The organism is Streptomyces sp. NPDC058662 (assembly GCF_042716255.1).
In the GTDB taxonomy this organism is placed as follows: domain Bacteria; phylum Actinomycetota; class Actinomycetes; order Streptomycetales; family Streptomycetaceae; genus Streptomyces.
In genome coordinates this window covers 25,982-52,922 of record NZ_JBHXRU010000042.1, presented here as the reverse complement: position 1 = coordinate 52,922, position 26,941 = coordinate 25,982, and the positions used below count along the sequence as shown (strand labels likewise).

At 74.8% G+C, this 26,941-nt stretch carries 23 protein-coding genes; 11 read left to right on the top strand and 12 right to left on the bottom strand.

What is annotated here, in order from left to right; all coding sequences use genetic code 11:
• Nucleotides 1–68: 68 nt before the first annotated feature.
• Together ACFWUQ_RS17255 and ACFWUQ_RS17250 are read right to left on the bottom strand one after the other, a co-directional pair.
• On the bottom strand, nucleotides 69–323 hold the full coding sequence (locus tag ACFWUQ_RS17255; RefSeq protein ID WP_384538600.1) for a hypothetical protein: 255 nt from the start codon (nucleotides 321–323) through the stop codon (nucleotides 69–71).
• Nucleotides 324–572: 249 nt separating this feature from the next.
• Nucleotides 573–2,414 carry an endonuclease/exonuclease/phosphatase family protein gene (locus ACFWUQ_RS17250; protein WP_384538598.1) on the bottom strand — a complete coding sequence of 614 codons (1,842 nt, stop codon included), beginning with the start codon at nucleotides 2,412–2,414 and terminating at the stop codon, nucleotides 573–575.
• A gap of 367 nt (nucleotides 2,415–2,781) precedes the next feature.
• Here ACFWUQ_RS17250 and ACFWUQ_RS17245 point away from each other — a divergent pair, with 367 nt between their 5' ends.
• Both ACFWUQ_RS17245 and ACFWUQ_RS17240 read left to right on the top strand, forming a co-directional pair.
• Nucleotides 2,782–4,314, top strand: a complete 1,533-nt coding sequence (locus tag ACFWUQ_RS17245; RefSeq protein WP_384538596.1) for a hypothetical protein — start codon at nucleotides 2,782–2,784, stop codon at nucleotides 4,312–4,314.
• A 192-nt stretch (nucleotides 4,315–4,506) separates the two neighbouring features.
• Entirely contained in the window at nucleotides 4,507–5,946 is a 1,440-nt protein-coding gene (locus tag ACFWUQ_RS17240; protein WP_384538595.1) for an alkaline phosphatase PhoX, read from the top strand.
• A 39-nt stretch (nucleotides 5,947–5,985) separates the two neighbouring features.
• On the opposite strand, the gene ACFWUQ_RS17235 is transcribed toward ACFWUQ_RS17240, so the two are convergent.
• From ACFWUQ_RS17235 to ACFWUQ_RS17220, 4 genes are all read right to left on the bottom strand, one after another.
• Nucleotides 5,986–6,162, bottom strand: coding sequence for a hypothetical protein (locus ACFWUQ_RS17235; protein ID WP_384538594.1), 177 nt, complete (start codon nucleotides 6,160–6,162; stop codon nucleotides 5,986–5,988).
• A gap of 102 nt (nucleotides 6,163–6,264) precedes the next feature.
• A complete protein-coding gene (locus tag ACFWUQ_RS17230) occupies nucleotides 6,265–7,518 on the bottom strand; it encodes a TerD family protein (protein ID WP_384538593.1) in 1,254 nt (417 codons plus the stop codon).
• A 53-nt stretch (nucleotides 7,519–7,571) separates the two neighbouring features.
• A complete protein-coding gene (locus ACFWUQ_RS17225) occupies nucleotides 7,572–7,793 on the bottom strand; it encodes a hypothetical protein (RefSeq protein WP_384538592.1) in 222 nt (73 codons plus the stop codon).
• 265 nt (nucleotides 7,794–8,058) lie between these two features.
• Nucleotides 8,059–9,591, bottom strand: a complete 1,533-nt coding sequence (locus tag ACFWUQ_RS17220) for an aldehyde dehydrogenase (NADP(+)) (RefSeq protein WP_384538591.1) — start codon at nucleotides 9,589–9,591, stop codon at nucleotides 8,059–8,061.
• Between the two features lie 127 nt (nucleotides 9,592–9,718).
• Here ACFWUQ_RS17220 and ACFWUQ_RS17215 point away from each other — a divergent pair, with 127 nt between their 5' ends.
• From ACFWUQ_RS17215 to ACFWUQ_RS17190, 6 genes are all read left to right on the top strand, one after another.
• Nucleotides 9,719–10,501 (top strand): IclR family transcriptional regulator, encoded by a 783-nt coding sequence (locus tag ACFWUQ_RS17215; RefSeq protein ID WP_384538590.1) that lies wholly within the window; start codon nucleotides 9,719–9,721, stop codon nucleotides 10,499–10,501.
• Nucleotides 10,502–10,615: 114 nt separating this feature from the next.
• Nucleotides 10,616–12,064 (top strand): peptidoglycan D,D-transpeptidase FtsI family protein, encoded by a 1,449-nt coding sequence (locus ACFWUQ_RS17210; RefSeq protein ID WP_384538589.1) that lies wholly within the window; start codon nucleotides 10,616–10,618, stop codon nucleotides 12,062–12,064.
• A gap of 100 nt (nucleotides 12,065–12,164) precedes the next feature.
• Complete coding sequence (locus ACFWUQ_RS17205; RefSeq protein WP_384538586.1) at nucleotides 12,165–12,656, top strand: GNAT family N-acetyltransferase; 492 nt, start codon at nucleotides 12,165–12,167, stop codon at nucleotides 12,654–12,656.
• Between the two features lie 80 nt (nucleotides 12,657–12,736).
• Nucleotides 12,737–12,943, top strand: a complete 207-nt coding sequence (locus ACFWUQ_RS17200) for an antitoxin (RefSeq protein WP_384538585.1) — start codon at nucleotides 12,737–12,739, stop codon at nucleotides 12,941–12,943.
• Between the two features lie 199 nt (nucleotides 12,944–13,142).
• A complete protein-coding gene (locus ACFWUQ_RS17195; RefSeq protein WP_384538583.1) occupies nucleotides 13,143–13,853 on the top strand; it encodes a DsbA family oxidoreductase in 711 nt (236 codons plus the stop codon).
• A 70-nt stretch (nucleotides 13,854–13,923) separates the two neighbouring features.
• Nucleotides 13,924–14,982: an aminotransferase class V-fold PLP-dependent enzyme gene (locus ACFWUQ_RS17190; RefSeq protein ID WP_384538581.1), complete on the top strand. Its 1,059-nt coding sequence runs from the start codon at nucleotides 13,924–13,926 to the stop codon at nucleotides 14,980–14,982.
• 179 nt (nucleotides 14,983–15,161) lie between these two features.
• Here the strand turns inward: ACFWUQ_RS17190 and ACFWUQ_RS17185 are convergent, their stop codons facing one another.
• Nucleotides 15,162–16,244: a pyridoxal-phosphate-dependent aminotransferase family protein gene (locus ACFWUQ_RS17185; protein WP_384538579.1), complete on the bottom strand. Its 1,083-nt coding sequence runs from the start codon at nucleotides 16,242–16,244 to the stop codon at nucleotides 15,162–15,164.
• Between the two features lie 83 nt (nucleotides 16,245–16,327).
• Between ACFWUQ_RS17185 and ACFWUQ_RS17180 the strand changes: the two genes are divergently transcribed.
• Both ACFWUQ_RS17180 and ACFWUQ_RS17175 read left to right on the top strand, forming a co-directional pair.
• Nucleotides 16,328–17,467 carry an amidohydrolase family protein gene (locus tag ACFWUQ_RS17180; protein WP_384538577.1) on the top strand — a complete coding sequence of 380 codons (1,140 nt, stop codon included), beginning with the start codon at nucleotides 16,328–16,330 and terminating at the stop codon, nucleotides 17,465–17,467.
• Nucleotides 17,468–17,868: 401 nt separating this feature from the next.
• Nucleotides 17,869–18,786 (top strand): SCO1860 family LAETG-anchored protein, encoded by a 918-nt coding sequence (locus ACFWUQ_RS17175; RefSeq protein WP_384538575.1) that lies wholly within the window; start codon nucleotides 17,869–17,871, stop codon nucleotides 18,784–18,786.
• Between the two features lie 189 nt (nucleotides 18,787–18,975).
• On the opposite strand, the gene ACFWUQ_RS17170 is transcribed toward ACFWUQ_RS17175, so the two are convergent.
• Nucleotides 18,976–20,214 carry a CapA family protein gene (locus ACFWUQ_RS17170; RefSeq protein ID WP_384538605.1) on the bottom strand — a complete coding sequence of 413 codons (1,239 nt, stop codon included), beginning with the start codon at nucleotides 20,212–20,214 and terminating at the stop codon, nucleotides 18,976–18,978.
• A gap of 142 nt (nucleotides 20,215–20,356) precedes the next feature.
• Nucleotides 20,357–21,781 (bottom strand): Rv2231c family pyridoxal phosphate-dependent protein CobC, encoded by a 1,425-nt coding sequence (cobC, locus tag ACFWUQ_RS17165; RefSeq protein ID WP_384538573.1) that lies wholly within the window; start codon nucleotides 21,779–21,781, stop codon nucleotides 20,357–20,359.
• Between the two features lie 242 nt (nucleotides 21,782–22,023).
• Here cobC and ACFWUQ_RS17160 point away from each other — a divergent pair, with 242 nt between their 5' ends.
• Nucleotides 22,024–22,749 carry a ZIP family metal transporter gene (locus ACFWUQ_RS17160; RefSeq protein ID WP_384538571.1) on the top strand — a complete coding sequence of 242 codons (726 nt, stop codon included), beginning with the start codon at nucleotides 22,024–22,026 and terminating at the stop codon, nucleotides 22,747–22,749.
• Nucleotides 22,750–22,760: 11 nt separating this feature from the next.
• Here the strand turns inward: ACFWUQ_RS17160 and ACFWUQ_RS17155 are convergent, their stop codons facing one another.
• From ACFWUQ_RS17155 to ACFWUQ_RS17145, 3 genes are read right to left on the bottom strand one after another with little or no spacing between them, the layout of a single operon-like run.
• Entirely contained in the window at nucleotides 22,761–24,131 is a 1,371-nt protein-coding gene (locus ACFWUQ_RS17155) for a cobyrinate a,c-diamide synthase (protein ID WP_384538569.1), read from the bottom strand.
• Nucleotides 24,125–24,724, bottom strand: coding sequence for a cob(I)yrinic acid a,c-diamide adenosyltransferase (gene cobO / locus ACFWUQ_RS17150; RefSeq protein ID WP_384538567.1), 600 nt, complete (start codon nucleotides 24,722–24,724; stop codon nucleotides 24,125–24,127). Before cobO ends, ACFWUQ_RS17155 begins: the two co-directional genes overlap by 7 nt.
• Nucleotides 24,724–26,904, bottom strand: coding sequence for a putative cobaltochelatase (locus ACFWUQ_RS17145; RefSeq protein WP_384538565.1), 2,181 nt, complete (start codon nucleotides 26,902–26,904; stop codon nucleotides 24,724–24,726). Before ACFWUQ_RS17145 ends, cobO begins: the two co-directional genes overlap by 1 nt.
• Between the last annotated feature and the right edge of the window lie 37 nt (nucleotides 26,905–26,941).

Sequence of the window (26,941 nt, the reverse complement as noted above, 5' to 3'; positions counted from 1 at the left end):
CCCTACCGGGATCCGGGAGGGCGCTCGACGGCGTACGGGCCGGCGCGGGGCGCCCGGCGGCGTGCGGGTCAGTTCGGGGGGAGGGTGCGGACCAGGCCGGCGAAGGCCTGCTGCTCCGCCTCGGTGAGCTCCACCGACTCCATCGGGTGCGCCGCGGCCGTGCGCTGGGCCGGGATGGCCGGCAGGCCCTCGAAGGCGGCCGGCTCCGGCTGGTGGAAGCGGCTGTCCCACAGCATGTGGCCGAGGCCGGCGACCCGGACGAGGGCGGCCACGAGCAGGACGGCGAGGCCGATCTCCTGGACGAGGGAGATGGAGGGGAACACACGGTCCTCCAGGGGGCCGACGGTACAAGGCGGGGCAAGCTCGGGCGTGGCAGACACTCAACACCACAACCAGCCCATTGGGCAGGGATGTGGCGAGCGTCACGCCAGGGCCGAAAGCCTCATCCCGCCCACCTCCGCGGACCGCGCCGCCCCCGCCGAGCCGCGGGCATGGCAGAGGGCCCGGCCGGGACGGCGGCCGGGCCCTCTGCGGTCGGGGGGATCCCCCGGCGGACCGGGGGATCCGCGCGGCTACGGACGGAAGCGCAGCACCTGCGGGTCGTGGTCGCTGTTCTGCGCCGCGAACTCGGCGTTGATGTGCACGCTGTCGTACGTGAACTTCTTGATCGACGGGCTCGTCAGGATCTGGTCCAGCACCTGGGCGTTGCCCTGGTAGACGTACGAGTACCGCTCCGACTTCGGCAGCGACTTGATCGCCGGGTACAGCGCCCCGCCGTCCGCCAGCGCGTCCGTCGTCGCCGAGAACTCGAAGTCGTTGATGTCACCGACGACGAGGACGTTCGCGTTCTTCTCGACCGCCAGGATCTCCTTGACGAAGCCGTTCACGGACTGCGCCTGGAGCAGCCGCTTGGCCTCCGAGGAGCGCACCGGCGGCTGGTGGTGGGAGGTCAGGCCCTCGTCGCCGCCCTTGGACCCGAAGTGGTTGGCGATCACGAAGACCGACTTGCCGCGGAAGCTGAACTGGCCCGCCAGCGGCTTGCGGCTGTCCGCCCACGCCGGGTTCGCCGGGTCGATCCGGCCGGGGGAGTGGGTGAGGGCGGCCTTGCCGTTCTCCTGGACCACGCCGGTCGCCGTCACCGCGTCGCCGGGGGCGCGCTCGACGAAGGAGACGCGCTCCGGGTTGAAGAGGAACACCTGGCGGATGTTGCCGCCGGGCTCGCCGCCGTCCTTCTTGTCCTGCGGGTCGATGGTCCGCCACTGGTAGGCGGGCCCGCCCGCCGCCGCGATCGCCGCGGTGAACTTCGCGAGCGTCTGGCCGGCCGAGACGGTGCCGTCGTTCTTGGCGCCGTTGTCGTCCTGGATCTCCTCCAGGGCGAGGATGTCGGGGGAGGCCAGGTTCTCCACGACGGCCTTCGCCAGCGCGTCGAACTTCTCCTGCGGATCCGACGGGTCGAGGTTCTCGACGTTGTACGTGGCCACCGCGAGCTCGTTCGCGGCCTGCGCCTTGGTCTTCTCCGGGGCGAGGGTGCCCGCCTGGACCGTGCCCAGCGTACGGGCCACCAGGGTGTAGCCGCCGAACTGGTTGAAGTCCAGGGGCCCTTCGGTGGTACCGGTCAGCCTGTCGCCGACGTTGGCGACCGGGAAGGGCTGCTGCGCGGCGGGCGCGAGCTGCTGGATCTGGAGCCGGCCGGTGTTCTGGGACTCGTAGGAGCCGTACACGGTGCCGCCGCGCCGGGCGGCGTTCTCCCAGCCCTTCACGGTGACCCACAGCTCCGAGTACGGGTCGGTGGCGCCGACCACGCGCGAGGTGCCGATACGGACGTCCATGCCCTCCAGGGACTCGTAGAAGTCCAGCGCGTAGCGCGAGGGGTCCAGGGCGAGGCCGTTGATGCTGCCGCCGGCGGCCGGGTCGCCGGCCGGGGCGTACTCACCGGGCACCGTGTACTCGTTGATCGCGGCGGCCTGCGGCAGCGTGTTGCCGGAGGAGACCACGGTCACCGTCGGCTTGGAGATCTGGGTCACCGACTGGTTGCCCGAGTTGAGGCCGCCGGGGACGTACTCGCCGACCGTGCCGGAGACCTTGACGGCGTCGCCCACGGCGACGGTCGGGACCGAGCCGGTGAAGACGAACACGCCCTCACTGGTGGCGTCGTCGCCGTCGCCGTCCGGGTCCTGGATCCAGAAGCCGCGGGAGCCGTACGTGCGCACGCCGGTCACGAGGCCCTCGACGTCGGCGACCTGCTGACCGCTGAGGGGGGATATGCGGGTGCTGCCCTGGATGTCGTGGATGCGTATCGGATCGGCGGCCGCGACGCCTTCGGCCGCGTCGGCGGAGCCCGCGAGCAGGCCGGTGGCCAGGGCGCTGGCGACGAGGGCGGCTACGGCGGCGGTACGGGGATGCGAGGAACGCATGGGCGGGAACTCCGGTGTGAGGTGGGGGAAACGGAGGAACAGCGCAAGAGCGGCGCGGTGAGATCTGCGGGCGGCCGACGGCCACCGATACATCTACGCGCGTCAATTTCCTGGGTTGCCAGCAAAGTTGTCAAGCCCTCCAGGGAATACGACAGCTGACTGTGGGATGAACCAAAGGCGATGACCCCCCGGGCACGCCCGAAATGCGTCTACGCTTGGTCGCCGTAAGACGGCACGACCGCCCCGGCCCGGCCTCCCGGCACAGCACGCCGTACCGGCCCCGGTCCCGACCGGGCCCACCGGCCGGCCGCACCCGCCGACGGGCTGTCACCGCCCGCCCCACCGCGCCCGCGAGGAGAACCGCCCCATGTCCGCAGAGCCGCACCCCACGCTGCCGCCGGTACGGCTGCACTCCGATGCGGAACTGGCCCGCGAGGCCCTCAGCGCCCCGCTCTTCGCCCGCGCCGTACGGCTGGCCCGCTGGGCCGGGCCCGGGACACGGGTCGACGTCGGCGGTGAACTCGTCGCCGCACAGCTGCCCGAGGCCGCCCGAGCGCTCGGCCTCGGCGCGGAGGACCCCGACGCCCCGATGCACGCGAGCCAGGCCTGGCGCGTGGCCGTGGACACCGGTCTGGTCGACGTGACCGAGCCGGAGGAGGACCGGAGCCCGGACGCCGCCGACGACGCGGACTTCGGCACCGCCGCGCCCGGCGAGGACCTGGCCCTGGTGACGGGCGGCGCGCCCGGCGACGTCCTCGACCTGTGGCTCACCGCCCTGGACACCGTGATCGCGGACGCGGCCGTGCCCGACCTCGGCGACCTCGTCGAGGCGCTGGACGAGGGCGGCGAGATCGACTTCGACCGGCTGGACTGGAACCCGCACCAGGAGGCCGACTTCCTCGACGGGGTCCTCGCCAACCTCTACCTGCTCACCGCCACCGGGGGCGGGGCGGCGGACGGACCGATTCCGCTGCCCGTGCTCGCCGCGTCGATGGTCGTGCCCGACGGCATGGGGGAGCCGACCGACGCCGTGCTGGAGCAGGTCTCGGACGCGATGATGCGGCTCGACGACCAGTTCCGGCAGTTGGAGCCGATCGGCCTGGTGGAGTTCCGGCCCGTCGACGAGGAGCTGATGGCGGAGACCGGCGACCCGCACACGCCGGAACCGCTCGCCGGGGAGCCCGCCACCGAGGGACCGCCCGCCGGAGGACCGGCCGGGGCCGACCTCGACGACGAGGACGTGTCGCGCTACGGGATGGTCCGCCTGACCCCGCTCGGCCTGTACGGCATCCGCGCCCGGATGCTGGAGGCGGGGGTCGAGGCACCGGCCGTCGGAGACCTGGCCGACAAGGGCGCCGACGCGCTGCTCGACGGCGTGGCCCGCTACCCGGAGGCCGCCGCCCAGGCCGAGATCGGGCAGTGGCTGGCCGGCCGGCCCCCGTCCGACGCCGTGCCCGAGCTGCTGGCCGCGGCCCGGGGCGACGACGAGGGCGCGCCGCTGCGCCGGCTGCGCTGCCAGCAGGCCCTGGCGCCGGCCGGACCGGAGGCCGAGCCGGCGGTCCGCGCGGTGCTGGACGACCCCCAGCTCGGCGGTCTCGCCCGCGTGTGGCTGGCCGAGCGCGGGGCGGGCGGCGTACCGGCGCCCGACGCGGCGATGGTGTACTGGCTGACCGTCGACACGATCGCCGCGCAGCTGGCCTCGGGCGGCGAGACGGACGAGCTGCCGCTCCTGATGGAGTCCCTGACCGCCCTGCACGCCGAGTTCTTCGACCGGGTGTGGCGGGTGGAGCACCCCGCGACGGCCTACGTCCTGGAGGCGATGGGGAGGCTGCACCCGGACCGGAAGTCGGCGAAGGAGGCCCGCAAGGCCGCCTTCAAGGCACGCTCGCGCCGGCCCTGACCGCCCGGGGGGCGGCGAGGGCCCCGAGGCGGTGACAACGCGCCAGTCCCCGACGGGACTTGGCCATTCCCGGCACCGGCAAGGGGTCGGCGCGGCTTCGTGGGTAGTTCAGCCGCCGTTCACGTGCGGGCGGGAGCGTGTGCGCCGACGACCGCACGACAGGCGCGCCACCTCCCCACCCCTGGAGACCCGATGCCGCTCAGCCGCAGAGACTTCACCTCCCGCACCGTCCTCGCCGGCGCGGGCATCGCCCTCACCGGCACGGTCGGCGCCCTCGCCACCGCGCCGGGAGCTCTCGCCGCCGACGGAGGGACGCACCGCGACGAGCACGGGCGGGACCGCGAGCCCGGGTACGGCCCGCTGCTCCCCGACCCGGCCGGACTGCTCGCCCTCCCCGCCGGATTCTCGTACCGCGTACTCACCCGCAGCGGTGTGACCAGGCTGGAGTCCGGCGAGAGCACCCCGTCGAACCACGACGGGACGGCCGCCTTCGCGGGCCGCCGCGGCGTCACCCTCCTCGTCAACAACCATGAGCTGAAGGGCCCGCGGGAGAACTGGGCGCACCCCGTCCCGGCCGCCGAGGGCCTCGTCTACGACCCGGCGGCCGCCGGCGGCTGCACGGTCGTCGAGGTGCGGCGCGGCGGCGAGGTCGCCGAATGGGTGGGCATCGCCGGTACGTCCACCAACTGCGCGGGCGGGGCGACCCCCTGGGACACCTGGATCACCTGCGAGGAGAACTCGGACCTCGCCGGCACGAACGGCATGACCAAGGACCACGGCTACTGCTTCGAGGTCGACCCGCACGACCGCCGGGCCAACCTCGACCCGCGGCCCGTCAAGGCCTTCGGCCGGTACGACCACGAGGCCGTGGTCATCGACCCGCGCCAGGGCCACGCCTACCTCACCGAGGACGCCTCCGGCCCCAACGGGCTGTTCTACCGCTGGACCCCGCCCCGCGGCTTCCGGCACGGGCGCGGCAAGCTCCGGACGCTCGCGGCCGACGCGGGAGCGCTCCAGGCGGCCAAGTGCTTCGACAGCTCGGGCCGGTTCGTGGACGACCTCTCGCGCGCCACCCGCGTCGGCACCGTCTACGGGGTCGACTGGGTGGACGTCGCGGACCGCGACGCGCGGACCGTGCCGGTGCGCAAGCAGTTCGGCGCGAACGCCGTGACCAGGGGACGCAAGCTGGAGGGGATGTGGTGGGCGGACGGCGGCGCGTACTTCGTCTCCTCGTACGCCCGAGGGGAGAGCCCGGGCGCCGCGCACGACGGCCAGGTGTGGTTCTACGACCCCAAGCGGCGCACGGTACGGCTGACCGTGCTGATCGGGGTGAACGCCGACCCGTCGGCGGGCGCCGGCTACGACGGGCCGGACAACATCACGGTGTCCCCGTACGGCGGTCTGATCCTGGCCGAGGACGGCTCCGGCCTCCAGCACCTGTTCGGCGCGACGGACTCGGGCCGCACCTACCCGCTGGCGCGCAACGAGTTGAACGTCGGGACGGCCGAGGAGCCGGAGTACTCCGAGTTCGCCGGGGTCTGCTTCTCCCCGGACGGGCGCACCCTGTTCGCCGGCATCCAGGACCCGGGCATCCTGCTGGCCGTCACCGGGCCGTGGCGGCGCAGCCGCTGACCCGGGCGGCGGCCCCGCGGGGCCGCCGCGGTCCGCGCCTCACTGGGCCGCGGACACGCCCGAACCGGAGGCGGCCGCCCACTCGGCGAGCAGGAACTCGTATGCCTCCGCGGGCCACTCGTCGCCCACCCGGGCGTCGACGAGGTGCCGTATCGCCTCGTTCGCCTCGGCGGCGGACGGGCGGGCCGGTCCCGCGGGGGTGAATGACTTCTGCATGCCTTCCAGGCTACGGGCGGGCACCGGCCCACCTCCCCGTCTCAGGGGTGGAATCGCTCACCCCGGGAGGCGGTCGGTGGCTCCGTGTGCCCGCCCACCTGCTCAGAGTGCCTGCGCGGCGGGCTTCACCATGCCGCGCACTGTGCGCGACTTCACAAACTCGCCCAGGGCCGTCATCTCCCATTCGCCGGAGAACTGCTTGATCAATTTCGCCATCATCACGCCGGTCTGCGGCTCGGCGCCGGTGAGGTCGAAGCGGACCAGCTCCTCGCCGGTCGCGGCGTCGATGAGGCGGCAGTAGGCCTTCGCCACCTCGCTGAACTTCTGACCGGAGAAGGAGTTGACCGTGAAGACCAGGCCGGTGGCGTCTGCGGGCAGCCGTCCGAGGTCGACCACGATCACCTCGTCGTCCCCGGCGCCGTCGCCGGTGAGGTTGTCACCGGAGTGCTTGACGGAGCCGCCGAGGATGGACAGCTTGCCGAAGTAGCAGCTGTCGAGGTGGTTGCGCTGGGGGCCGTAGGCGATGACGGAGGCGTCGAGGTCGATGTCCTTGCCGCGGAAGGCCGGCTCCCAGCCCAGACCCATCTTGACCTGCGAGAGGAGCGGACGGCCGCCCTTGACCAGGGAGACCGTCTGGTTCTTCTGGAGGTTCACCCGGCCCTTGTCGAGGTTGATCTTCCCCGCGCCGGGCGGGACGGTGGCGGGCGCGGTGGGGGGCGCCGGGGGCGCCGCGGGGGCGGGCGGGGCCTGGGTGGGCGTCGTACCGCCGAGCCAGGGGGAGACCGGGTGGGAGACCGGCGGCGCGGCGGGCGTGACCGGGGCGGGGGCGACGGGAGCGGCGGCGGGGGCCGGCTCCTCCTCCACGGAGACCCCGAAGTCGGTGGCGATGCCGGCGAGGCCGTTCGCGTACCCCTGGCCGACCGCGCGCACCTTCCACACGCCGCCGCGCTGGTAGACCTCGACGACGACGAGCGCGGTCTCGGAGCCCAGCTGCGGCGGGGTGAAGGTGGCGATCACGGCTCCGCCGTCCGCGCCGCGCACGGTGGCGGTGGGCTCGATGCCCTGGAAGGTCTGGCCGGCCGCGTCGGGGCTGGCCGTGACCACGATCCGCTCGATGCCCGGCGGCAGGGCCGCCGTGTCCACCGTGATGGAGTCCGGCGCCGAACCGCCGCCGGACCGGTGGCTGACACCGGGGCCGGAGGGCTGGTTGTAGAAGATGAAGTCGGCGTCGGAGCGCACCTTGCCGTCCGCCGTGAGGAGGAGTCCCGAGACGTCGAGCCGGACGGGGGCGGCCACGTCCACCGTCACGCGGGTGGTGTCGAGCGGCAGGTTGGATCCAGGGGTCATAGCGGTCATGCCCGGAGAACGACCGGAGGGGCTGTGCCGTTCCCCCGCCCGCGCGGGTTGTTTCAGCCGCGGTTGCGCGGGTGGTTCCTCGCCGTGCGCTCGTTGCCGAACTTGTACGCGCCGGTCCAGCGGGCCATGACGAGCTGCGCGTCGCCGGACTCCACCTCGACCAGGAACTTCTCGGCCCGGCCGCCGCGCAGGGTGGTCGCGGCGCGGCCCCGGTGGGTGATGACGACGGAGGAGTCGGTGTGCTGCTGGTACGTGAATCCGTGCGGTCTCGGCATGCGGCGCAGCCTGCCGTGCCGGCCGCGGGCGCGGCAACGGGTTTAGCGGGAGGCGCGGCGGGAGCCCGTACGCCCGTCCGGGCCGGCCGCGGGGCGCCGGGTCCGTACGCCCTGTCCGGGCCGGCCGCGAGGCGCCGGGGGCCGTACGCCCGTCCGGGCCGGCCGCGGGGTGGCGCGCCGGGGGTCGTACGCCTCGGCGGGAGCCCGTACGCTCGTCCGGCCCCCGGCCGGGACGCGCGTACGGCCCCGTACGCCCCCGGCGGTCTCAGGCGCCCGTCACGCGGCGCGGCAGACCCAGCGGGTTGCTCTCGCGCAGCTCCGCCGGAAGGAGCGCGTCCGGTACCGACTGGTACGCCACGGGCCGCAGCCAGCGCTCGATCGCGGTCCCGCCGACCGAGGTGGAGTGCGAGGTCGCCGCCGGGTACGGGCCGCCGTGGTGCTGGGCCGGGGACACCGCGACCCCGGTCGGCCAGCCGTTGACCACGATCCGGCCCGCCAGCGCCGTGACCTGCCCGATCAGCTCGGCGGCCGGGCCGGGCGCGCCCCCGGTCTCGGCGGCCGACAGCTGCAGGGTCGCGCTGAGGTTCCCCGGCAGCCGTGCGAGGACCGCGGCCGCCTCGTCCTGGTCGGCGTACCGCGCGAGGACGGTGACCGGGCCGAAGCACTCCTCCAGCAGGACCTCGTACGCCTCGTCCTGGGCGCCGCCGAGGAACCGGGCGGCCGGTACGGTCAGGTAGCCGGCGCGGACCGTGTGCTCCCCGCCGTCGCCGGGGGCGACGGGCGCGGCGACGCCGGGCAGGGCGGAACGCTCGCGCACCCCGGCGATGAAGTTCTCCCGCATCCGGTGGTCGAGCAGCACCCCCGGTCCGGTCTCGCCGAGGGCCTTGGTGAGCGCCTGGGCGACCCGGTCGCCGTCCGGGCCCTCGGGCAGGAGGACCAGTCCCGGCTTCACACAGAACTGGCCGACGCCCAGGGTGACCGAGGCCGCGAGCCCCGTACCGATCTCCTCGGCGCGCTCCGCGGCGGCGGCCGCGGTGACCACGACCGGGTTGAGGGATCCCAGCTCGCCGTGGAAGGGGATGGGCACGGGCCGGGCGGCGGCGGCGTCGAAGAGGGCCCGTCCGCCCCGCACGGAGCCGGTGAACCCGGCGGCGGACACGAGGGGGTGGCGGATCAGCTCCAGGCCGGCGTCGAAGCCGTGGACCACGCGGACCACGTCGGCGGGCAGCCCCACCGAGACCGCCGCCTCCCGCAGCAGCGAGGCGCACAGCTCGGAGGTGGCGGGGTGGTCCGGGTGCGCCTTGACCACCACCGGGCAGCCGGCCGCCAGCGCGCTCGCGGTGTCCCCGCCGGGGACGGAGAAGGCGAGCGGGAAGTTGGACGCGGAGTAGACGGCGACCACGCCCAGCGGCACCTTGTAGCGGCGCAGTTCGGGGCGCGGCGGGGTGAGGGAGGGGTCCGCGCGGTCGATCCGGATGTCGAGGTAGGAGCCCTCGTCCACGGCGTCGGCGAAGGCGCGCAGCTGGCCGGTGGTGCGGGCCAGCTCGCCGGTGAGGCGGCCCGGCCCGAGCGCCGTCTCGGCGTCGGCGGCCGCCACCACGCGGTGGGCGCCTCCGTCGAGCAGCGCGGCGGCCGCGCGCAGGAAGGCGGCCCGGACGGCGGCGTCGGCGAGCGCGCCGCGGGCGGTGTGGGCCGCGCGTACCGCTTCGTCCACCTCGCCGGGTGTGGCCTCCACCGCAACCTGCTCGCGCTGCTTCCCGGTGCGGGGGTCCACACTCCAGACTGGGGTCGCTGTCATGGGCCACTGCCTCCTGGATCGTTCAGTATTCTGAACGCCGTTCCGGTGGATGAATGATCACATCTGCTGCGGACTCTATTTCCGCGTCCTCCGCGTGACAAGAGGCGACCAGAGGGGAAGCCGGCGTATGACGACGACCGAGTCGGGGAGCGCCGTTCAGGCGGCGCCGGTCAAATCGGCGGTGCGGACGGTCCTGCTGCTGGAGCACTTCGCGGCGCGGCCCGGCTGGCACAGCCTGGCCGACATCCAGAACGACCTGGGCCTGCCCAAGTCCAGCCTGTACATGCTCCTGCGCACGCTGGTGGGGCTCGGCTGGGTGGAGACGGACGCGACCGGCACCCGGTACGGCATCGGCGTACGGGCGCTGCTGGTCGGCAGCTCGTACATCGACGGGGACGAGGTGGTGGCCGCCGCCCGCCCCACCCTGGACCGGCTCTCCGACGACACGACGGAGACCATCCACCTGGCGCGGATGGACGGGACGAGCGTCGTGTACCTGGCGACCCGCCAGTCCCAGCACTACCTGCGCCCCTTCACCCGCGTCGGGCGGCGGCTGCCCGTGCACTCGACGGCGCTGGGCAAGGCCCTGCTGGCCACGCACACGGACGACGAGGTGCGCGGGCTGCTGCCGCCGCGGCTGGAGTCCGTCACCGAGCACACCATCACCGACCGGGAGCAGCTGGTGGAGGAGCTGGCGATGGTGCGGGAGCAGGGCTACGCGGTGGACCGGGAGGAGAACACCCTCGGACTGTGCTGCTTCGGGGTGTCCGTGCCGTACCGGACGCCGGCGCGGGACGCGCTGAGCTGCTCGGTTCCGGTGGCCCGGCTGACGGCGGGGCACGAGCGGGCCATCAAGGCGGCGCTCTTCGAGGCACGGGACCGGCTGTCGGTGGTGACGCGGCGGGTGTGAGGCGGGGTGCGGGGGCGGCGGGGGTGACGCGGCTCGTATGAAGAAAAGCTGAGAACTCCGCCACAATCGGGGCACAGCGGAACGGCTGGGGCGGCTGGGGCGTCCTTCCGGGGGATGAACAAGACGATCAGGCGTGCGTCGGTCTTCTGTTTGCTCCTGGTGGTGGCCCTGCTGGTCCGCGTCACCTGGGTGCAGGCATACCAGGGCCAGGCCCTCGCAGACGACAAGAACAACCGGCGGAACCTCATCGGGCAGTACGAGAACCCGCTGGGCAACATCATCGTGGGCGGGGAGGCGGTCACCGGCTCGGAGCGGACGGGCGGCAAGGACTTCGGGTACAAGCGCACGTACGTCGACGGTCCGCTCTACGCGCCGGTCACCGGATTCAGCTCCCAGGCCTTCGGCACCAGCATGCTGGAGGGCGTCTACAAGAACGTCCTCAACGGCTCCGACAGCCGGTTGAAGACGGTGATGGACATGCTCACCAACAAACGGGCCGATCCGGGCAACGTCGTGACCACCATCGACAGGGACGTGCAGAAGGCCGGCTACGACGCGCTCCAGGGCAAGCAGGGAGCCGCCGTCGCCATCGACCCCGAGACCGGCCGGATCCTCGCCGTGGTCAACAACCCCTCCTTCGACCCGGGCCGCATCGCCGGCGCCAACGACGCGGAGGCCTGGCAGGAGCTCTCGGCCGACCGCGGCAAGGCGATGGAGAACGTCGCGCTGCGCAAACCGCAGGCGCCGGGCTCCACCTTCAAACTCGTCACGCTCGCCGCCGCCATCGAGAACGGCCTCGTCAGCGACCTCGACCGGCCGACCGGCATCCCCGACCCGTACACGATCCCCGGCACCCGCACCCTGCTGCCCAGCGAGGCGGGGTCCGCCGCCTGTGCCAACGTGTCGGTGCGCACGGCCCTGAAGCTGTCCTGCAACAACGTCTTCGCCCAACTCGCCTCCCAGCTGGGCCAGGACAAGATGCGGGCGACGGCCGAGAAGTTCGGCTTCAACGTCCGGATCGACACCCCCGTCCGCACCAACCCGCCGAGCACGTACCCGTCGAAGAAGATGTCGGTCGACCAGGTCGCGCAGACGGGTATCGGCCAGTTCGACGTGCAGGCCACCCCGCTCCAGATGGCGATGGTGACCGCCGCCGTCGAGAACGGCGGCAAGCTCGTCGCCCCCCACATGGTCTCCGAGGTCACCGACGCCGGAGGCGACGTGCTGGAGAGCTTCGACGACCCCGAGTCCCGGCAGGTCGTGAGCGCCAGGACCGCCTCGATGATCCAGGACGCCATGCGGACCGTCGCGGTCGAGGGGGGCGGCAAGCTCGCGCTGGTGCCCGGGGCCGAAGTGGGCGGCAAGACGGGAACCGCCCAGCGCGGAGTCGGCAACAGCCTCGCGCCGCTGGCCTGGTTCACCTCGTACGGCAAGCTGAACGGCAAGCAGATCGCCGTCGCCGTCGTGATCGAGAACTCCAGCGCAGAGCGGTCCGAGATCGGCGGCGGCAAGCTCGCCGCCCCCATCGCGCAGAAGATGATGCAGGCCTGGCTGAAGAAGTAGCCGCGCGGGCCCGGGGGAGCGCGCCGGGAACCGCCGGGAACCGCCGGGCGTGGGCGAGCGCGCCGGGAACCGCCGCGGTTCCCGGCGCGTTCCCCCTCCCGTGATCCGCACCGCGCACGCCGACGACGTCGACGCCATAGCCGTCCTGCACACCCGGGCCCGGGCCACGTACTACCGGGGCCGGTACGCGGAGGACTGGTACTCCACGGAGAACGGACTCGCGGGGGCCCGCCGGGGCTGGTCAGCCGCCGTCGGCCGCTCCGCCGCCGACGGCGGCGTCCTGTGCGCCGAACGGGACGGGCGGGTCACCGGGGTCGCCGCCTTCCGCATCCAGGACGGCGAGACCACCCTCACCCAGTTGCACGTCGACCCCGACCACTGGCGCCGGGGCACCGGCGCGGCCCTGCACGCGGCCTGCCTCGACGCCTGGCGGCGCGCCGGCGTCCGGCGGGTCCGCCTGGAGGTCTACGAGCACAACCTCCGGGCCCAGGCCTTCTACGCGGCCCTCGGCTGGAGGCAGGACCCGGCGGCCCCCCGCTCCGGCTCCCACCGGACCCTGTGGCTGACGGTCGTACCCGCGCCGGGGGAGTGACCGCGCTCAGGCCCGGGGTGCCCCCCGGGCCCAGTGGTGTCACGCTGGGGGGACGGCCAGAGAAGAAGAGAGGACCTTCCATGTCCATGCTCGACAAGCTCAAAGACCTGATCAAGGGACACCCCGACCAGACTCGCCAGGGAGTCGAGAAGGCCGGAGACGCCTTCGACGCGAGGACCCGGAACAAGTACCAGAGCCAGGTGGACACGGCCCAGCAGAAGATCAACGACCAGATCGGCAAGCGGCAGCCCCCGGCCGGCGGCGACACCCGCCCGCCCCAGCCGTAGCCCGTTCAGCGGAACCCCCGCCGCCCCGCCCCGGCACGCGCCCCCGCCGCACCGGGGCGGAGGCGTACCCGGGCGGCGGGGTGGGGAACGGGCCGGGCGGGGCGTGCTCCGCTCCGGGGAATGGGATGTTCCGGCGGATGGTTGAAGCGGCAAGCGGTTTGCCGCCCACCCCTGACCCGACCCGGAGAGAAGAAGAAACATGCGCGTCGAGATCTGGAGCGACATCGCCTGCCCGTGGTGCTACATCGGCAAGGCCCGTTTCACCGAGGGGCTGGCCGCCTTCGCGCACCGGGACGGGGTGGAGGTCGTCTTCCGGTCCTTCGAGCTCGACCCGAACAGCCCCCGCAGGGCCACGCTGCCCGTCGTGGAGATGCTCGCCGAGAAGTACGGCCGAACCCTGGACGAGGCGCGCGCGATGGAGGAGCACGTCGCGGCCGCCGCCCGGGCCGAGGGCCTCGGGTACCGCACCGAGGGCCGCGACCACGGGAACACCTTCGACGTGCACCGGCTGCTGCACCTGGCTGCCGCCCGCGGCCGGCAGGAGGAGCTGCTCGACCTCGCGTACCGGGCCAACTTCGCCGAGGAGCGGTCCGTCTTCGACCCGGAGGTGCTCGTCGGGCTCGCCGTCGAAGCGGGGCTGGACGAGGCCGAGGCGCGCGCCGTCCTCGCCGATGGCTCCGCATACGCCGACGCCGTGCGGGCGGATGAGCGCGAGGCCGCGGAACTCGGCGCGAACGCCGTGCCGTTCTTCGTCCTCGACCGCCGCTACGGGATCTCCGGCGGGCAGCCCGCCGAGGTGTTCACCCGGGCCCTTGAGCAGGCCTGGTCCGGCCGCGAGGCGGCGGCCGAGCCGGCGCCCGCGGCCGAGGCGTGCGCGCCCGACGAGGCGTGTGCCGTCCCGCAGGTATAAGGAATCCTTTGGGGAGGCCTGCCTGGCTCGGCAATGGACTTTGGGGGCGTCCTGGCGCAGAGTGGAGAGCATGGATCTTGCGCTCGCCGAGGCGACCCGTGCCGAGTTCGCCCACTCCACCGTCTACCTCAACACCGCCACCTGCGGGATCCTCCCGCGTTCCGCCGTCGCGGCCGTACGCGACCTGGCCGAGGCGGCCGGGGCCGGACTGCCCGCCGGGTTCGGCGACTTCGACCGTGCGAACCGGGTCCGCGCCGCCTTCGCCCGGCTGGTCGGGGTCGATCCCGGGAGGGTGGCGGTCGGCTCGTCCGTGGCGACCCATGTCGGCCTGGTCGCGGCCTCCCTCCCCGCCGGCGCGGAAGTCCTCTGCCCCGAGGGCGACTTCGCCTCGGTGATCAACCCCTTTGTGGTGCGCGGCGACCTCAAGGTCCGCTTCGTACCGCTGGACGCGGTGGCCGGGGCGGTCGGCCCCAGCACCGCCCTCGTCTCGCTCAGCGCCGTGCAGTCGGCGGACGGGCGCGTGGCGGACCTGGCCGGGATCCGTACGGCGGCCGCGGAGCACGGGGCCCGGATGCTGGTGGACGCCACCCAGGCCGCGGGCTGGCTGCCCTTCGACGCGTCGCCCTACGCGTACACGGTCACCGCCGGGTACAAGTGGCTGCTCGGCGGTCGCGGCGCCTCCTACCTGACCGTCTCGGAGGAGGCCCAGGACACGCTGACCCCGCTGCACGCGGGATGGGTGGCCGCCGAGTCCATGTGGGACGCCACGTACGGGCCGATGCCCGGACTGGCCCGCGGCGCCCGGCGCTTCGACGAGTCGCCGGCCTTCCTCGCCTACCACGCCGCCGAGGCCTCGCTGGCGCTGCTGGAACGGGTCGGCATCGAGGCCGTGCACGCCCACGACACCGCCCTGGCGGCCCGTTACCGGGCCGGCCTCGCCCGCCTCGGGCACGAGCCCGTACCCGGTGCGAGCGCCATCGTCTCCGTGCCGGGCCTCGCCGCCCGGCAGCCCGCCCTGCAGGCGGCCGGTATCGCCACGGCCGCGCGCGGCGGGACCCTGCGCGCCTCGTTCCACCTCTACACGACGGAGGCGGACGTCGACCGGCTGCTGGACGCCCTCGACGGCTGACGGGACCCTCCCGGTGACGCGGCGACCCACCGGTGACGCGGCGACCCTGCCGCCGCCGGACCGGGGGCCCCGGCCCCGCGCCGGCCCCCGGGCGGGGGCCACGGCGGGGCCAGTGCGGCGTCGTCCGGTGCCGGGTCAGCGCCCGGTTCCGGCCCGCCGCCCCGGGCCCGCCCGCGGGGTCAGCGCGGCGTCGTCCCCCACGCCGAGTCCGCCGCGGCGAGGGCCGCGTCCGGCCCCGTGCCCAGGGCGGTCGCGAGCGCCGTCAGGGAGGCCCGGACCGCGGGCAGCGAGGCCGCCCGGCCGTAGTGGTTGACCCGGACCATCTCGCGGGCCAGCGCACCGCCGCCCGCGGCGAGCGGCGCGTCCGGGTCCGCGGCGAGGGCCTTCGCCACCACCAGGGAGGCCTCCTCGACGCGCAGGGTGGTCGCCACCGGAGCGGCCGCGGCGACCTCGCCGACGAAGGGGGCGATCCCCAGCGCGGCCGCGCCCGCGCGGGTCGCGGCCGCCGCGGCCGCGTGCCGGGCGGTCACCGACGGCATGCCCTCCGCGGCGATCCGGTCGAGGCAGGCCTCCAGGGCCAGCATCTCCAACTGCGCCGGCGCGTGCGGCAGCACCGTGCGGCCGGCGTCGATCCAGCGCTCCTTCCAGTCCAGCAGCGAGAGGTACGAGCGCCGCGGCGCCGCCGGGTTCCCCGCGAAGCGGTCCCACGCGCGGTCCGACACCGACACCGCGGACACCCCCGCCGGGCCGCCCATGGCCTTCTGGGCGCCGATCACGCACAGGTCCACGCCCCACGCGTCCGTGAGCAGCGGCTCCGCACCCACCGACGCCACCGCGTCCAGCATGAACAGCGCACCGTGCGCCCGTACGGCCGCGCCGATCTCCGCGACGGGGTTGGTGTTGCCGGTCGCCGCCTCCGCGTGGACCAGCGAGACGAAGTCGATCTCAGGGCGCTCGGCCAGCGCGTCCGCGACCCGCTCCGCCGTCACGGCGGTGTCGAAGGGGACGGCGAGGTCCACGACGCTCGCCCCGCAGTCGCGCAGCCAGTTGCCGAAGGTGGTCCCGTAAGGGCCCGTGACGACGTTCAGGGCCGTGGAACCGGGGCGCGCGCCCGACCGGATGCACCCCTCCAGCGGCAGCAGCGCCTCGCCCTGGGTGATCACCACGTCCTGCCGTGTGGAGAGGAGTTCGGCCACCCCGCGCTCGATCGACGCGAAGCGCTCCGCGGTCAGCGGCGGCAGGTCCAGGAGGGGGTGGGTCACGGCGGTGCTCTCTTCGTCCGGGTTCACCGGTTCGTCCGGGGGTTACCGGGAGAGCGTACCGAGCACGCACGTACAGTGCCGCCATGACCGATGCCGCTCCGCACGACGTGCCGTACGACGTGTCGCACCGCGCCGCCCCGCAGGACGTCCTGCACGTGAGGGGCCGCGTACTGGTCGGGCCCGACGAGGTCCGCGACGAGCTCTGGGTGATCGGCGGGAAGGTCTCCTACGAGCGCCCGCGCACGGCCCGCGAGACCACCACCGTGACCGGCTGGGTCCTGCCCGGCCTCGTCGACGCCCACTGCCACGTGGGGCTGGACGCGCACGGCCCGGTCGACGCGGCCACCGCCGAGGTCCAGGCCCTCGCCGACCGCGACGCCGGGACCCTCCTCATCCGCGACGCCGGATCCCCCTCCGACACCCGCTGGATCGACGACCGCGAGGACCTGCCCAAGATCATCCGAGCTGGCCGGCACATCGCCCGCACCCGCCGCTACATCCGCAACTACGCCCACGAGATCGAGCCCGCCGACCTCGTCGAGTACGTCGGCCGCGAGGCGCGGCGCGGCGACGGCTGGGTGAAGCTGGTCGGCGACTGGATCGACCGGGACGCCGGGGACCTCACGGCCTGCTGGCCTCGCGCCGAGGTCGAGGCCGCCATCGCCGAGGCGCACCGGCTGGGCGCCCGGGTCACGGCGCACTGCTTCGCCGAGGACGCCCTGCGGGACCTGGTGGAGGCGGGCATCGACTGCGTCGAGCACGCCACCGGCCTCACGGAGGACACCATCCCGCTGTTCGCGGAGCGAGGGGTGGCGATCGTCCCGACGCTCGTGAACATCGCGACCTTCCCGAAGCTCGCGGCGGGCGGCGACGCGAAGTTCCCGCGCTGGTCGGCCCATATGCGACGGCTCCACGAGCGCCGCTACGACACCGTCCGGGCGGCCTACGACGCGGGCGTGCCCGTGTACGTCGGCACGGACGCGGGGGGTTCGCTGCCGCACGGCCTCGTCGCGCAGGAGGTCGCGGAGCTGGTGAAGGCCGGCATCCCGCCGCTGGAGGCCCTCTCGGCGACGGCCTGGGGCGCGCGGGCGTGGCTGGGCCGGCCGGGCCTGACCGAGGGGGCGCCGGCGGACCTCGTGGTCTACGCCGCCGACCCGCGGGAGGACGTACGGGCGCTGGCGCAGCCGCTGCGGGTCGTCGTGAACGGCGGCGTACGGGCCTGAGCGGGCGGGCGGGGCACCCGCCGCGCGGACCGGCCCGCGCACCGCGCGGCCGGAGGGCCGCCCGCCCCCGCCCCGGGCCCGCCCCCGCTCCTCCCCTCCCCTCCCCTCCCCTCTCCGGTCGTGCACGGTGTTGACGAGGCGTGACGTCGGCGGGGCCGCGATCGTTGTCCCTGCCCGTCACGGGCCCGATCGCGGGATTGCGCGTGACGGGAGGGAACGGGAGTTCCTCAGGGGGCCCGACGATTCGAATACATGCGTGGAAACCACCCTTTGGGGTGAACTCACTGCAGGCTGCCGCCCGTTCACTCTCCGTGCGTAAAGATTCCCGGGTCGAGGCCGTGGCGCGCGATGTCCCCCATTGGCGACGCGACGGCACCCATCTCCCCGGGGGTTCCACCATCTTGAACAGCAACTCCTTCCGCATGCCCGCGGCCGTCCTGCTCGCCACGGGAGCGGTCGCCCTGCTCACCGCCCCGCCCGCCCTCGCCACCGGAGGCGGGGGCGAGGGCAGGGCCGGCGCCGTCGTCCTGCGGGCCGGGCTGGACGTGGGCCTGCTCAACAAGACCGTGCACGTGCCGTTGAAGGCGACCCTCAACGAGGTCAGCGCACCCGCGACGGCGGAGCAGACGGCCCTGACGGTCAAGCTCGACGGAGTCGAGGGCGGCAAGCCGGTCAGTGTCCTGCGCGCCGACGTGGCCACGTCCAGGGCCACCGCGGACCGGACCCGCGCCGAGGCGGAGGCGAACCTGGCGAAGGCCTCCGTCCATGTGCCCGGGCTGCCGCTGCTCTCCCTCATCGAGGTGGAGAAGGTCACCTCCAAGGCCGTCTGCGAGGTCGGCAAGAAGCCGGTGGCCGTCTCGAACGTCCTCGGTACGGTCACCGCGCTGGGCAAGCGCACCACGCTCACGGCCGGCGGCCCCACCAAGGTCGAGGTCCCCGGGGTCGGCGTCGTCAGCCTGGAGCTTTCCGCGACGCGCACCACCTCCGACACGGCGGCGGCCACCGCGCTGCGCCTCAAGGTGTCGGTGAACCCGCTGAACCTGAACGTCGCCCAGGTGGAGGGCGAGATCGTCCTGGCCGAGGCGCACTGCGAGTCGCCGAAGGGCCCCGCGCCCGCGCCGTCCGCGGAGCCGGACGTCAAGCCGCAGACCGGCACCGGTACGGGCCTGACCGCGGGGACCGGCGGCCCCGCCACCGAGGCCAACCTGGCCGAGACCGGCGGCGGTTCCCCGGCCCCGTACGTCGCGGGCGGGGCGCTGGTCCTGCTCGGCATCGGAGGGGCCGCTCTGGTCGTGACCCGGCGCGGCCGGACCTCGTAGGCGGCGGACACGGCCCCCGCCCGCCGCCCGCCGGAGCACCTGGAGGGGAGTGCTCGGCTGAGCGGCGGGCGGCGCGGCGCGGTGGCACGCGGCGGGTCCGGGGCGGCGCAGCGGCCGGAGGCTCCCGTCCGGCTCCCGTCCGGCTCCCGTCCGGCTCCCGTCCGGCTCTCGTCCGGCTCCCGTACCCGCTCAGCGCGTGGCGTGTTCCAGACCCTGGCCGGCCGCGCCCCGCGACAGCACGGCCTCCGTGACCTGCCGGTCGATCCGGGCGTACTCGTTCCGCTTGCCGGCCGCGAGCGCACCGTCACCGGCCGAGCAGGAGGCGCAGACGACGCGGAACGGCGGTCCCATGTCCGAGTACTGCGTCAGGTACTCGGCCTTGACCACCTCCCAGCGGCCCGGGCGTCCCGCCGCAGGAGCGAAGGTGAAGCGCGGGACGGAGGACTGGTTGCCGCGCAGTTTGTCGGCCGGTACGAAGCTGGCGACCTGGTCGCCCATGCCGTAGACCACCCAGGTGCCGTTGATCTTCTCGTAGGGCTGCGGCACGTGGTTGTGCGTGCCGAGGACCAGATCGATGTCGGCGAGGCCGTCGGCCGACCGGGAGGCCGTCAACTCCTGTGCCAGCAGGGTCTGCTGCTGGTCCGGAGCGGTTTGCCACTCCGTGCCCCAGTGGATGCTCAGGACCACGACGTGCGCGCCGGCAGCCCGGGCGGCGCGGGCGTCGGCGATGATCCGGTCCCGGTCGATGAGGTTGACGGCCCAGGGCTTGTCCGGGGGGAGCGGGATGCCGTTCGTGCCGTATGTGTACGACAGCTGGGCGACCGTCGCGCCGCCGGCCGAGAGCAGGGCCGGGGCCCGTGCCTCCTCGGCGCTGCGCGCCGATCCGACGTGGGGGAGGCCGACCCGGTCGAGGTGGTCCAGGGTGCGGACGAGCCCGTCGTAGCCGGCGTCCAGCGTGTGGTTCGAGGCGGTGGAGCAGCTGTCGTACCCGGCGTCCTTGAGGGCGTCGGCCAGTTGGTGCGGGGCCTTGAACGTCGGGTACCCGGTGTAGGGCCCGCCGGGGGGTCCGTAGGGTATCTCGTGGTGGCATATCGCCAGGTCGGCGGCGGAGACCACGGGTTTGACGCCGGCGAGTATCTTCCGGAAGTCGTACCCTCCGGCCCCGCCGCCCGCATCGTCCGCCGAGCGCTGGACGATGGAGGGGTACGGGATGATGTCGCCGGTCGCCACCAGGGTGAACGGCTTCCCGGCCGGAGCGGCGGCGGCGCTCTCCGCAGCGGCGGACCGGCCCGCTCCGGGCTCCTCCCGCAGTACCTGCTCCGCGGCGGGACCGCGCGCGGAACCGAGCAGGCGCGGCGCGGCGTACATCCCTCCGCCCACGACGAGCAGCGCGGCCAGGGCCGTGGCGGTTCTGGCCGGTGCCTTCATTCCCACCCCCGACATCGCGATGCGGGGATCCTCACCCGGCACCGTCCGAACAGCCATCGTAGGCGCCCGTCCGGGTGACACGTTCGCCCTCCGCGGCCACCGGAACACCGCTCCCCCCAACCCGCACCGCCCGCCGGGGTGGTCAGCCGCGGCCCGCCAGGTTCAGCGCGCGGTCCAGCGCCTGGAGCAGCCGGCCCGTCGTCGCGCGGTCGCGCACCGCCAGCCGCAGCCAGGAGCCGTCCAGCCCCGGGAAGGTGTCCCCGCGCCGCACCGCGAAACCGAGGGCGCGCAGCCGGGTGCGTACCTCCGCGGCCCCTTCCACCCGGATCAGGACGAACGGTCCCTCCGCCACCCCCGCGACCGTGACCTCGTCGAACTCGGCGAGGCCGGCCAGCAGGTGCTCCCGGTCCACCGCGGTCCGCCGCGCCGCCTCCTGCGCCTCGGCCAGTGCCGCCGGTGCCAGGCAGGCCTCGGCCGCCACCAGCGCGGGGGACGAGACCGGCCACAGCGGCTGCGCCGCGGCGAGCTTCGCGATCACCTCGGGCTCGGCCAGCACGTAGCCGATCCGCAGCCCCGCCAGCCCCCAGGTCTTGGTGAGGCTGCGCAGTACGACCAGCCCCGGCACGTCCGTCCGCCCCGCCAGCGCCTCCCGTTCGCCCGGGACGGCGTCCATGAACGCCTCGTCCACCACGAGGATCCGGCCCGGCCGGGCGAGGGCGGCCAGGGTCCGCGCCGGGTGCAGGACGGACGTCGGGTTGGTCGGGTTGCCGACCACCACCAGGTCCGCCGCCTCCGGCACCGCCGCCGGGTCCAGCCGGAAACCGTCCGCCGCCCGCAGCAGCACCCGCTCCACCCGCCGGCCCGCGTCCCGCAGCGCCGCCTCCGGTTCGGTGAACTGCGGATGCACCACGACGGGCCGTACGGCTCCCAGGGCGCGCGCCACGAGCACGAAGGCCTCCGCCGCGCCGGCGGTCAGCAGCACCCGCTCGGCCGGCAGCCCGTGCCGGGCGGCCACCGCCGCGCGCGCCGCCCGGCCGTCGGGGTAGGCGGCGAGGTCGTCGAGGGAGGCGGCGAGCCGCCGCTTGAGCCACTCGGGCGGGGTGTCCGACCGTACGTTGACCGCGAGGTCGACCACGTCGGAGCCGGTGTCCCGCACCTCCGCGTCCCCGTGGTGGCGCAGGTCGTGCGCCGGGGCCGCGGCCACCGCGCAGGTCGCCGCCATCGACCGGCGCTTCGGTACGAGGAGCTCCCCGCCGGCGGCGAGCGCCGCGGCCTCCGCCACGGAAGGGCTCCCGGTGGCGGCGCGCACGGCCTCCGAGGGATGCGGCACGGGGATCGCGGCCAACTCGTCGGCGGAGTAGCCGAGAAGGGGGACGCCGAATCGTTTCGCCGCCTCCACGAGCCCCGCCTCCTGCGCCTTCGACTCCACCGTCGCCAGCGCCGTCACCGACGCCGCGGCCAGCCCGGCCCCGCGCAGCGTCTCCTCGACCAGGGCGCAGACCTCCGCCACGGAGACCCCCGCGCGCCCGCCGACCCCGACCACCACCTGCGTCACGTACTCGCCCACCGGAATCCTCCCTCCGTCGTCATGGGTCCCGCCCACCTGTCACCGCCGCGGCCACCGCCGCCCGTCACCCGCCGCCCGCCACACCCCGGACCGCCCGCCCCGCCGCCACAACCGGAGCGCCTCCCACAACCGGAGCGCCTCCCACAACCGGAGCGCCCGCCGCGGCCGGTCGTCAACACGGCGCTGCCCGCGACCCGGGCGCGGACGTGCGCGCGGGCCGGGGAATCGGTATCCAGGGGCACATGGCCGTGATCGTGGCGCTGGGCGCGTTCCTGATGACCCTGGCGGGCGGGTGGACGGCGCAGCGCGTCACCGACCGCCGCCACCTCGTGCTGGGCCTGGCCGGCGGGCTCATGCTCGGCGTCGTCGGCCTCGACCTGCTCCCCGAGGCCGTGCACGCGGCGGGGCACGAGGTGTTCGGCGTCCCGCTCGCCCTGCTGCTCTTCGTGGCCGGGTTCCTGGTCGCGCACGTCATGGAGCGCCTGCTGGCCGTCCGGCAGGCCGCCCACGGGGCCGAGGACGGAGCCCGCGTCCCCCAGGTGGGCCTCGCGGCCGCGGCGGCGATGGTCGCCCACAGCCTCGCCGACGGCGTGGCCCTCGGCGCGGCCTTCCAGGTGGGCGGGGGCATGGGCGTCGCCGTGGCCATCGCCGTCATCACCCACGACTTCGCCGACGGCTTCAACACGTACACGCTCACCAGCCTCTACGGCAACGCCCGCCGCAAAGCGCTGCTGATGCTCTTCGCGGACGCCGCCGCGCCCGTGGTCGGCGCGGCGTCCACCCTGCTGTTCACCCTTCCGGAGGAGGCGCTCGGCGCCTACCTCGGCTTCTTCGGCGGCGTCCTGCTCTACCTCGCCGCCGCAGAGATCCTGCCCGAGGCGCACCACAGGCACCCCGCGCTGTCCACGCTGCTGTGCACCGTGGGCGGAGTGGCCGGGATCTGGCTGGTGGTGGGCCTCGCGGAGTGAGCCGGGCGCTCTCACCGGGCCCGCGCCGAGGCTTCCACGAAGCGGCGGGCCACGGACGGCGCCGCCGCCCAGTGCGTGTGCAGGTAGCTGGCGTGCACACCGCCCTGTACGAAGCCCTCAACGCGGCGTTCCGGATGCGTGAAGCCCCAGGCCGGCGAGGCTCCCGCACCCGGGTCGATCACCGTCCGGTGGAACTCGTGCCCGCGCAGCCGGGCCCCGGCCGCGGCCAGCGGGCTGTCGGAGAGCGCCACCGCCTCGCGGTAGCCCAGCGTCAGGCGCTCCGACATCCGCGCGTCCGCGTCGAGCACCGCGCACATGGGCTTCCCGTCCAGCGACCGGGCCAGGTACAGCAGCCCGGCGCACTCCGCGGCCACCGGCCCGCCGGCCGCGGCGAAGGCGGCGACCGCCTCGCGCAGCGGCTGGTTGGCCGACAGCTCGGGCGCGTACACCTCGGGGAAACCGCCGCCGATCACCAGGCCGGCGGTCCCCTCGGGCAGCGACTCGTCCCGGAGCGGGTCGAAGGTGACCACCTCCGCCCCGGCGGCCGTGAGCAGCTCCGCGTGCTCGGCGTAGGAGAACGTGAACGCCGGACCGCCCGCGACCGCGACCACCGGCCGCCGGCCGGGGCCCGTCGGGACCGCCGGGGCCTGCGGCGACCACGGCTCGCAGTCCAACGCCGGGGCCGTACGGGCCAGGGCCATCAGCGCGTCGAGGTCGCACCCGGCCCGGACCTGCTCCGCGAGGGCCGCCACCGAGGCCAGGGCATCGGCCCGCCGCTCGGCGACCGGCACCAGTCCCAGGTGCCGCGACGGCGCGGCGACCTGCGGAGCGCGCCGCAGGACACCGAGGACCGGCATGCCGGCCTCCTCCAGGGCTTCCCGCAGCATCACCTCGTGCCGGTCGGAGCCGACCTTGTTGAGGATCACGCCCCCCAGCCGCACCAGCGGGTCGAACGAGGCGAAGCCGTGCACCAGCGCCGCGACCGACCGCGACTGCGAGGACGCGTCCACCACCAGTACCACCGGCGCCCGCAGCAGCTTCGCGACCTGCGCCGTCGATGCCAGCTCACCCCGGCCGGCGGCCCCGTCGTAGAGCCCCATCACGCCCTCGACCACGGCCAGGTCACACCCCGCCGCCCCGTGCGCGAACAGCGGAGCGACCAGCTCCGGCCCGCACATGAAGGCGTCGAGGTTGCGGCCCGGCCGGCCGGTGGCCAGGGCGTGGTAACCGGGGTCGATGTAGTCGGGCCCGGCCTTGTGCGGGGACACGGCGAGCCCGCGCTCCGAGAACGCGGCCATCAGGCCCGTCGTGACGGTGGTCTTGCCGCTGCCGGAGGAGGGGGCGGCGACGACCAGCCGGGGAATGCGGAGCGAGGTCACCACTCGATGCCCTTCTGGCCCTTCTGGCCGGTGTCCATCGGGTGCTTGACCTTGGTCATCTCGGTGACGAGATCCGCGAACTCCAGCAGCTTCTCGGGCGCGTTGCGCCCCGTGATCACCACGTGCTGGGTACCGGGCCGGTCGCGCAGCACCTCGATGACCTCGTCGACGTCGATCCAGCCCCAGTGCATCGGGTACGCGAACTCGTCGAGCACGTACAGCCGGTGCGTCTCGGCGGCCAGGTCCCGCTTGACCTGCTCCCAGCCCTCCTTGGCCGCCTGCTCGTTGTCGAGCTGCGCGTCCCGCTGGACCCAGGACCAGCCCTCGCCCATCTTGTGCCAGACGACGGAGCCGCCCTCGCCGGAGGCGCCGAGCACCTTGAGCGCGTTCTCCTCGCCGACCTTCCACTTCGCCGACTTGACGAACTGGAACACCCCGATCGGCCAGCCCTGGTTCCAGGCCCGCAGCGCCAGCCCGAAGGCCGCCGTCGACTTGCCCTTGCCCGGTCCGGTGTGGACGAAGACGAGCGGGCGGTTGCGGCGCTGGCGCGTCGTGAGTCCGTCGTCCGGTACGACGGACGGCTGTCCCTGCGGCATTACGCGGCCCTCCTGTGGCTGTGGTTGCTGTTGCCGCCGCGGTGTGACCCGGCGGCGGACGTCACGGATGTACGTACGTTCTTCACGAGCCCGGCCAGCGAGTCGGCCCGCAGCCCGTCGAGGGTGACGGCGGGCCCGCCGAGGTCGGCTGCCAGCTCCCCGGCCAGCCCCAGCCGGACCGGACCCGACTCGCAGTCCACGACCACGGACGCGACGCCCTGGGCCCGCAGCAGATGGGCGCCGCGCGCCGCGAGATCGCGGGGGGCCGCGCCGGACCGGTCCCCGGCGCCGCCCGCCGACGTGGCGCGGCCGTCGGTGACGACCACCAGCAGCGGCCGGCGCGAGGGGTCGCGCAACCGCTCGACGCGCAGCACCTCGTGCGCCATCAGCAGCCCGGCGGCCAGCGGGGTGCGGCCCCCCGTCGGCAGCTGCTCCAGACGGGCGGCGGCCGTGTCCACCGAGGAGGTGGGCGGCAGCGCCAGCTCCGCGGCAGACCCCCGGAAGGTGATCAGACCGACCTTGTCCCGGCGCTGGTAGGCGTCCAGGAGCAGGGACAGCACGGCGCCCTTGACCGCGCTCATGCGCCGGCGGGCCGCCATGGACCCGGAGGCGTCGACGACGAAGAGCACGAGGTTGCCCTCGCGGCCCTCCCGCGTCGCCTGGCGCAGGTCGTCCTTGCGCACGATCAGCCCCCGGCCGCTGCGGCCGCGGACCTTCTGGTGCGGGGCGGCGGCCTGGACGGTCGCAGCGAGGTGCAGCTTCGTCAGGTGGCCGCGGGGGCGCTGCGCCCCGGTGGTCCGGCCGTGGGCGGTACGGGCGCGCGAGCGCCGCCCGGAGGCGCCCTCGCCGAGGCCCGGCACGCTCAGCATCCGGGTCCGGAACGGCTCCGCGGCCCGCACGGCGGCCTGCTCGGGCCCGGCCGCCCCGTCCCCGCCGCGGTCCGGCCGCGGTTCGGGGCCCTGCGCCGCGTCGTCCCCGTCGGGGGCGGGCGGCGCGTCGGAGGCGTCGGGAGCGGCGTCGGGAGCGGGCGACGCCCCGTCGCCCGTGTCGGCCGTCCCGTCCCCGCCGCCGCGCGGGGGCACCCCGCCGCCCCCGCCGTCGGGGCCGCCCTGCGGACCGTCGTCGTCGGGGCCCTGCGGCTCCGGGTCGGGCTCGTCCCGCGGCTCCTCGTCGGGGAAGCGGTCCAGGATCTCGTCCAGCTTGTCCTCGTCGAGGCCGGGCGCGTCGAAGGGACTGCGCCGCCGCCGGTGGGGGAGCGCCAGCAGCGCCGCCTGCCGCACGTCCTCCTTGCGCACGGCGGTCCGGCCGTCCCAGGCGGCCAGCGCGGTGGCCGTGCGGGCCATCACGATGTCGGCCCGCATGCCGTCGACCTCGAAGGCCGCGCAGGTCGCGGCGATCTGGAGCAGTGCGGTGTCGCCGAGCGAGACCTGCGGGAGCAGCGCCCGGGCGGCCACCACCCGGGCGCGCACGTCCTGTTCGTCACCGGCCCAGCGGGTCGCGAAGCCCGCCGGGTCGTCCTCGTAGGCGAGCCGGCGGCGGACCACCTCGACGCGCTGGGCCGGCTCGCGGGAGGCGGCCACCTCCACGGTCAGCCCGAACCGGTCGAGCAGCTGAGGGCGCAGCTCGCCCTCCTCCGGGTTCATCGTGCCGACGAGCAGGAACCGGGCCGCGTGGCGCACCGAGACGCCCTCCCGCTCGACGTAGGAGGCGCCCATCGCGGCCGCGTCCAGCAGCAGGTCGATCAGGTGGTCGTGGAGCAGGTTGACCTCGTCGACGTACAGGATGCCGCGGTGCGCGTCGGCCAGCAGCCCCGGCTCGAAGGCCTTCACGCCCTCGGCGAGGGCCCGTTCGATGTCCAGGGCGCCGACGAGGCGGTCCTCGGAGGCGCCGACGGGCAGCTCCACCATCCGGGCGGGCCGGGCGCCGCCGGGCCCCCGTTCGTGCGGGCCGTCGGGGCAGGCCGGGTCGGGCGCGCCGGGCGCGCACGAGAAACGGCACCCGGGCACCACGTCCACCTGCGGCAGCAGGGCCGACAGGGCCCGTACGGCGGTGGACTTGGCGGTTCCCTTCTCGCCGCGCACGAGCACACCGCCGACCGCCGGGCTCACGGCGTTCAGCAGCAGCGCCAGGCGCAGGTCGCTCTGGCCGACGACAGCGGTGAACGGGTAGGGCGTGCTCATGTGCTGCTCACTCCTTCGATGCTGCGGACCGGGTCGG

Bases quoted from the DNA above. Each gene is read 5' to 3' on its own strand.
- ACFWUQ_RS17250 (WP_384538598.1), bottom strand. From the start codon at position 2,414: ATGCGTTCCTCGCATCCCCGTACCGCCGCCGTAGCCGCCCTCGTCGCC.
- ACFWUQ_RS17245 (WP_384538596.1), top strand. From the start codon at position 2,782: ATGTCCGCAGAGCCGCACCCCACGCTGCCGCCGGTACGGCTGCACTCC.
- ACFWUQ_RS17240 (WP_384538595.1), top strand. From the start codon at position 4,507: ATGCCGCTCAGCCGCAGAGACTTCACCTCCCGCACCGTCCTCGCCGGC.
- ACFWUQ_RS17235 (WP_384538594.1), bottom strand. From the start codon at position 6,162: ATGCAGAAGTCATTCACCCCCGCGGGACCGGCCCGCCCGTCCGCCGCC.
- ACFWUQ_RS17230 (WP_384538593.1), bottom strand. From the start codon at position 7,518: ATGACCGCTATGACCCCTGGATCCAACCTGCCGCTCGACACCACCCGC.
- ACFWUQ_RS17225 (WP_384538592.1), bottom strand. From the start codon at position 7,793: ATGCCGAGACCGCACGGATTCACGTACCAGCAGCACACCGACTCCTCC.
- ACFWUQ_RS17220 (WP_384538591.1), bottom strand. From the start codon at position 9,591: ATGACAGCGACCCCAGTCTGGAGTGTGGACCCCCGCACCGGGAAGCAG.
- ACFWUQ_RS17215 (WP_384538590.1), top strand. From the start codon at position 9,719: ATGACGACGACCGAGTCGGGGAGCGCCGTTCAGGCGGCGCCGGTCAAA.
- ACFWUQ_RS17210 (WP_384538589.1), top strand. From the start codon at position 10,616: ATGAACAAGACGATCAGGCGTGCGTCGGTCTTCTGTTTGCTCCTGGTG.
- ACFWUQ_RS17200 (WP_384538585.1), top strand. From the start codon at position 12,737: ATGTCCATGCTCGACAAGCTCAAAGACCTGATCAAGGGACACCCCGAC.
- ACFWUQ_RS17195 (WP_384538583.1), top strand. From the start codon at position 13,143: ATGCGCGTCGAGATCTGGAGCGACATCGCCTGCCCGTGGTGCTACATC.
- ACFWUQ_RS17190 (WP_384538581.1), top strand. From the start codon at position 13,924: ATGGATCTTGCGCTCGCCGAGGCGACCCGTGCCGAGTTCGCCCACTCC.
- ACFWUQ_RS17180 (WP_384538577.1), top strand. From the start codon at position 16,328: ATGACCGATGCCGCTCCGCACGACGTGCCGTACGACGTGTCGCACCGC.
- ACFWUQ_RS17170 (WP_384538605.1), bottom strand. From the start codon at position 20,214: ATGAAGGCACCGGCCAGAACCGCCACGGCCCTGGCCGCGCTGCTCGTC.
- ACFWUQ_RS17160 (WP_384538571.1), top strand. From the start codon at position 22,024: ATGGCCGTGATCGTGGCGCTGGGCGCGTTCCTGATGACCCTGGCGGGC.
- cobO (WP_384538567.1), bottom strand. From the start codon at position 24,724: ATGCCGCAGGGACAGCCGTCCGTCGTACCGGACGACGGACTCACGACG.
- ACFWUQ_RS17145 (WP_384538565.1), bottom strand. From the start codon at position 26,904: ATGAGCACGCCCTACCCGTTCACCGCTGTCGTCGGCCAGAGCGACCTG.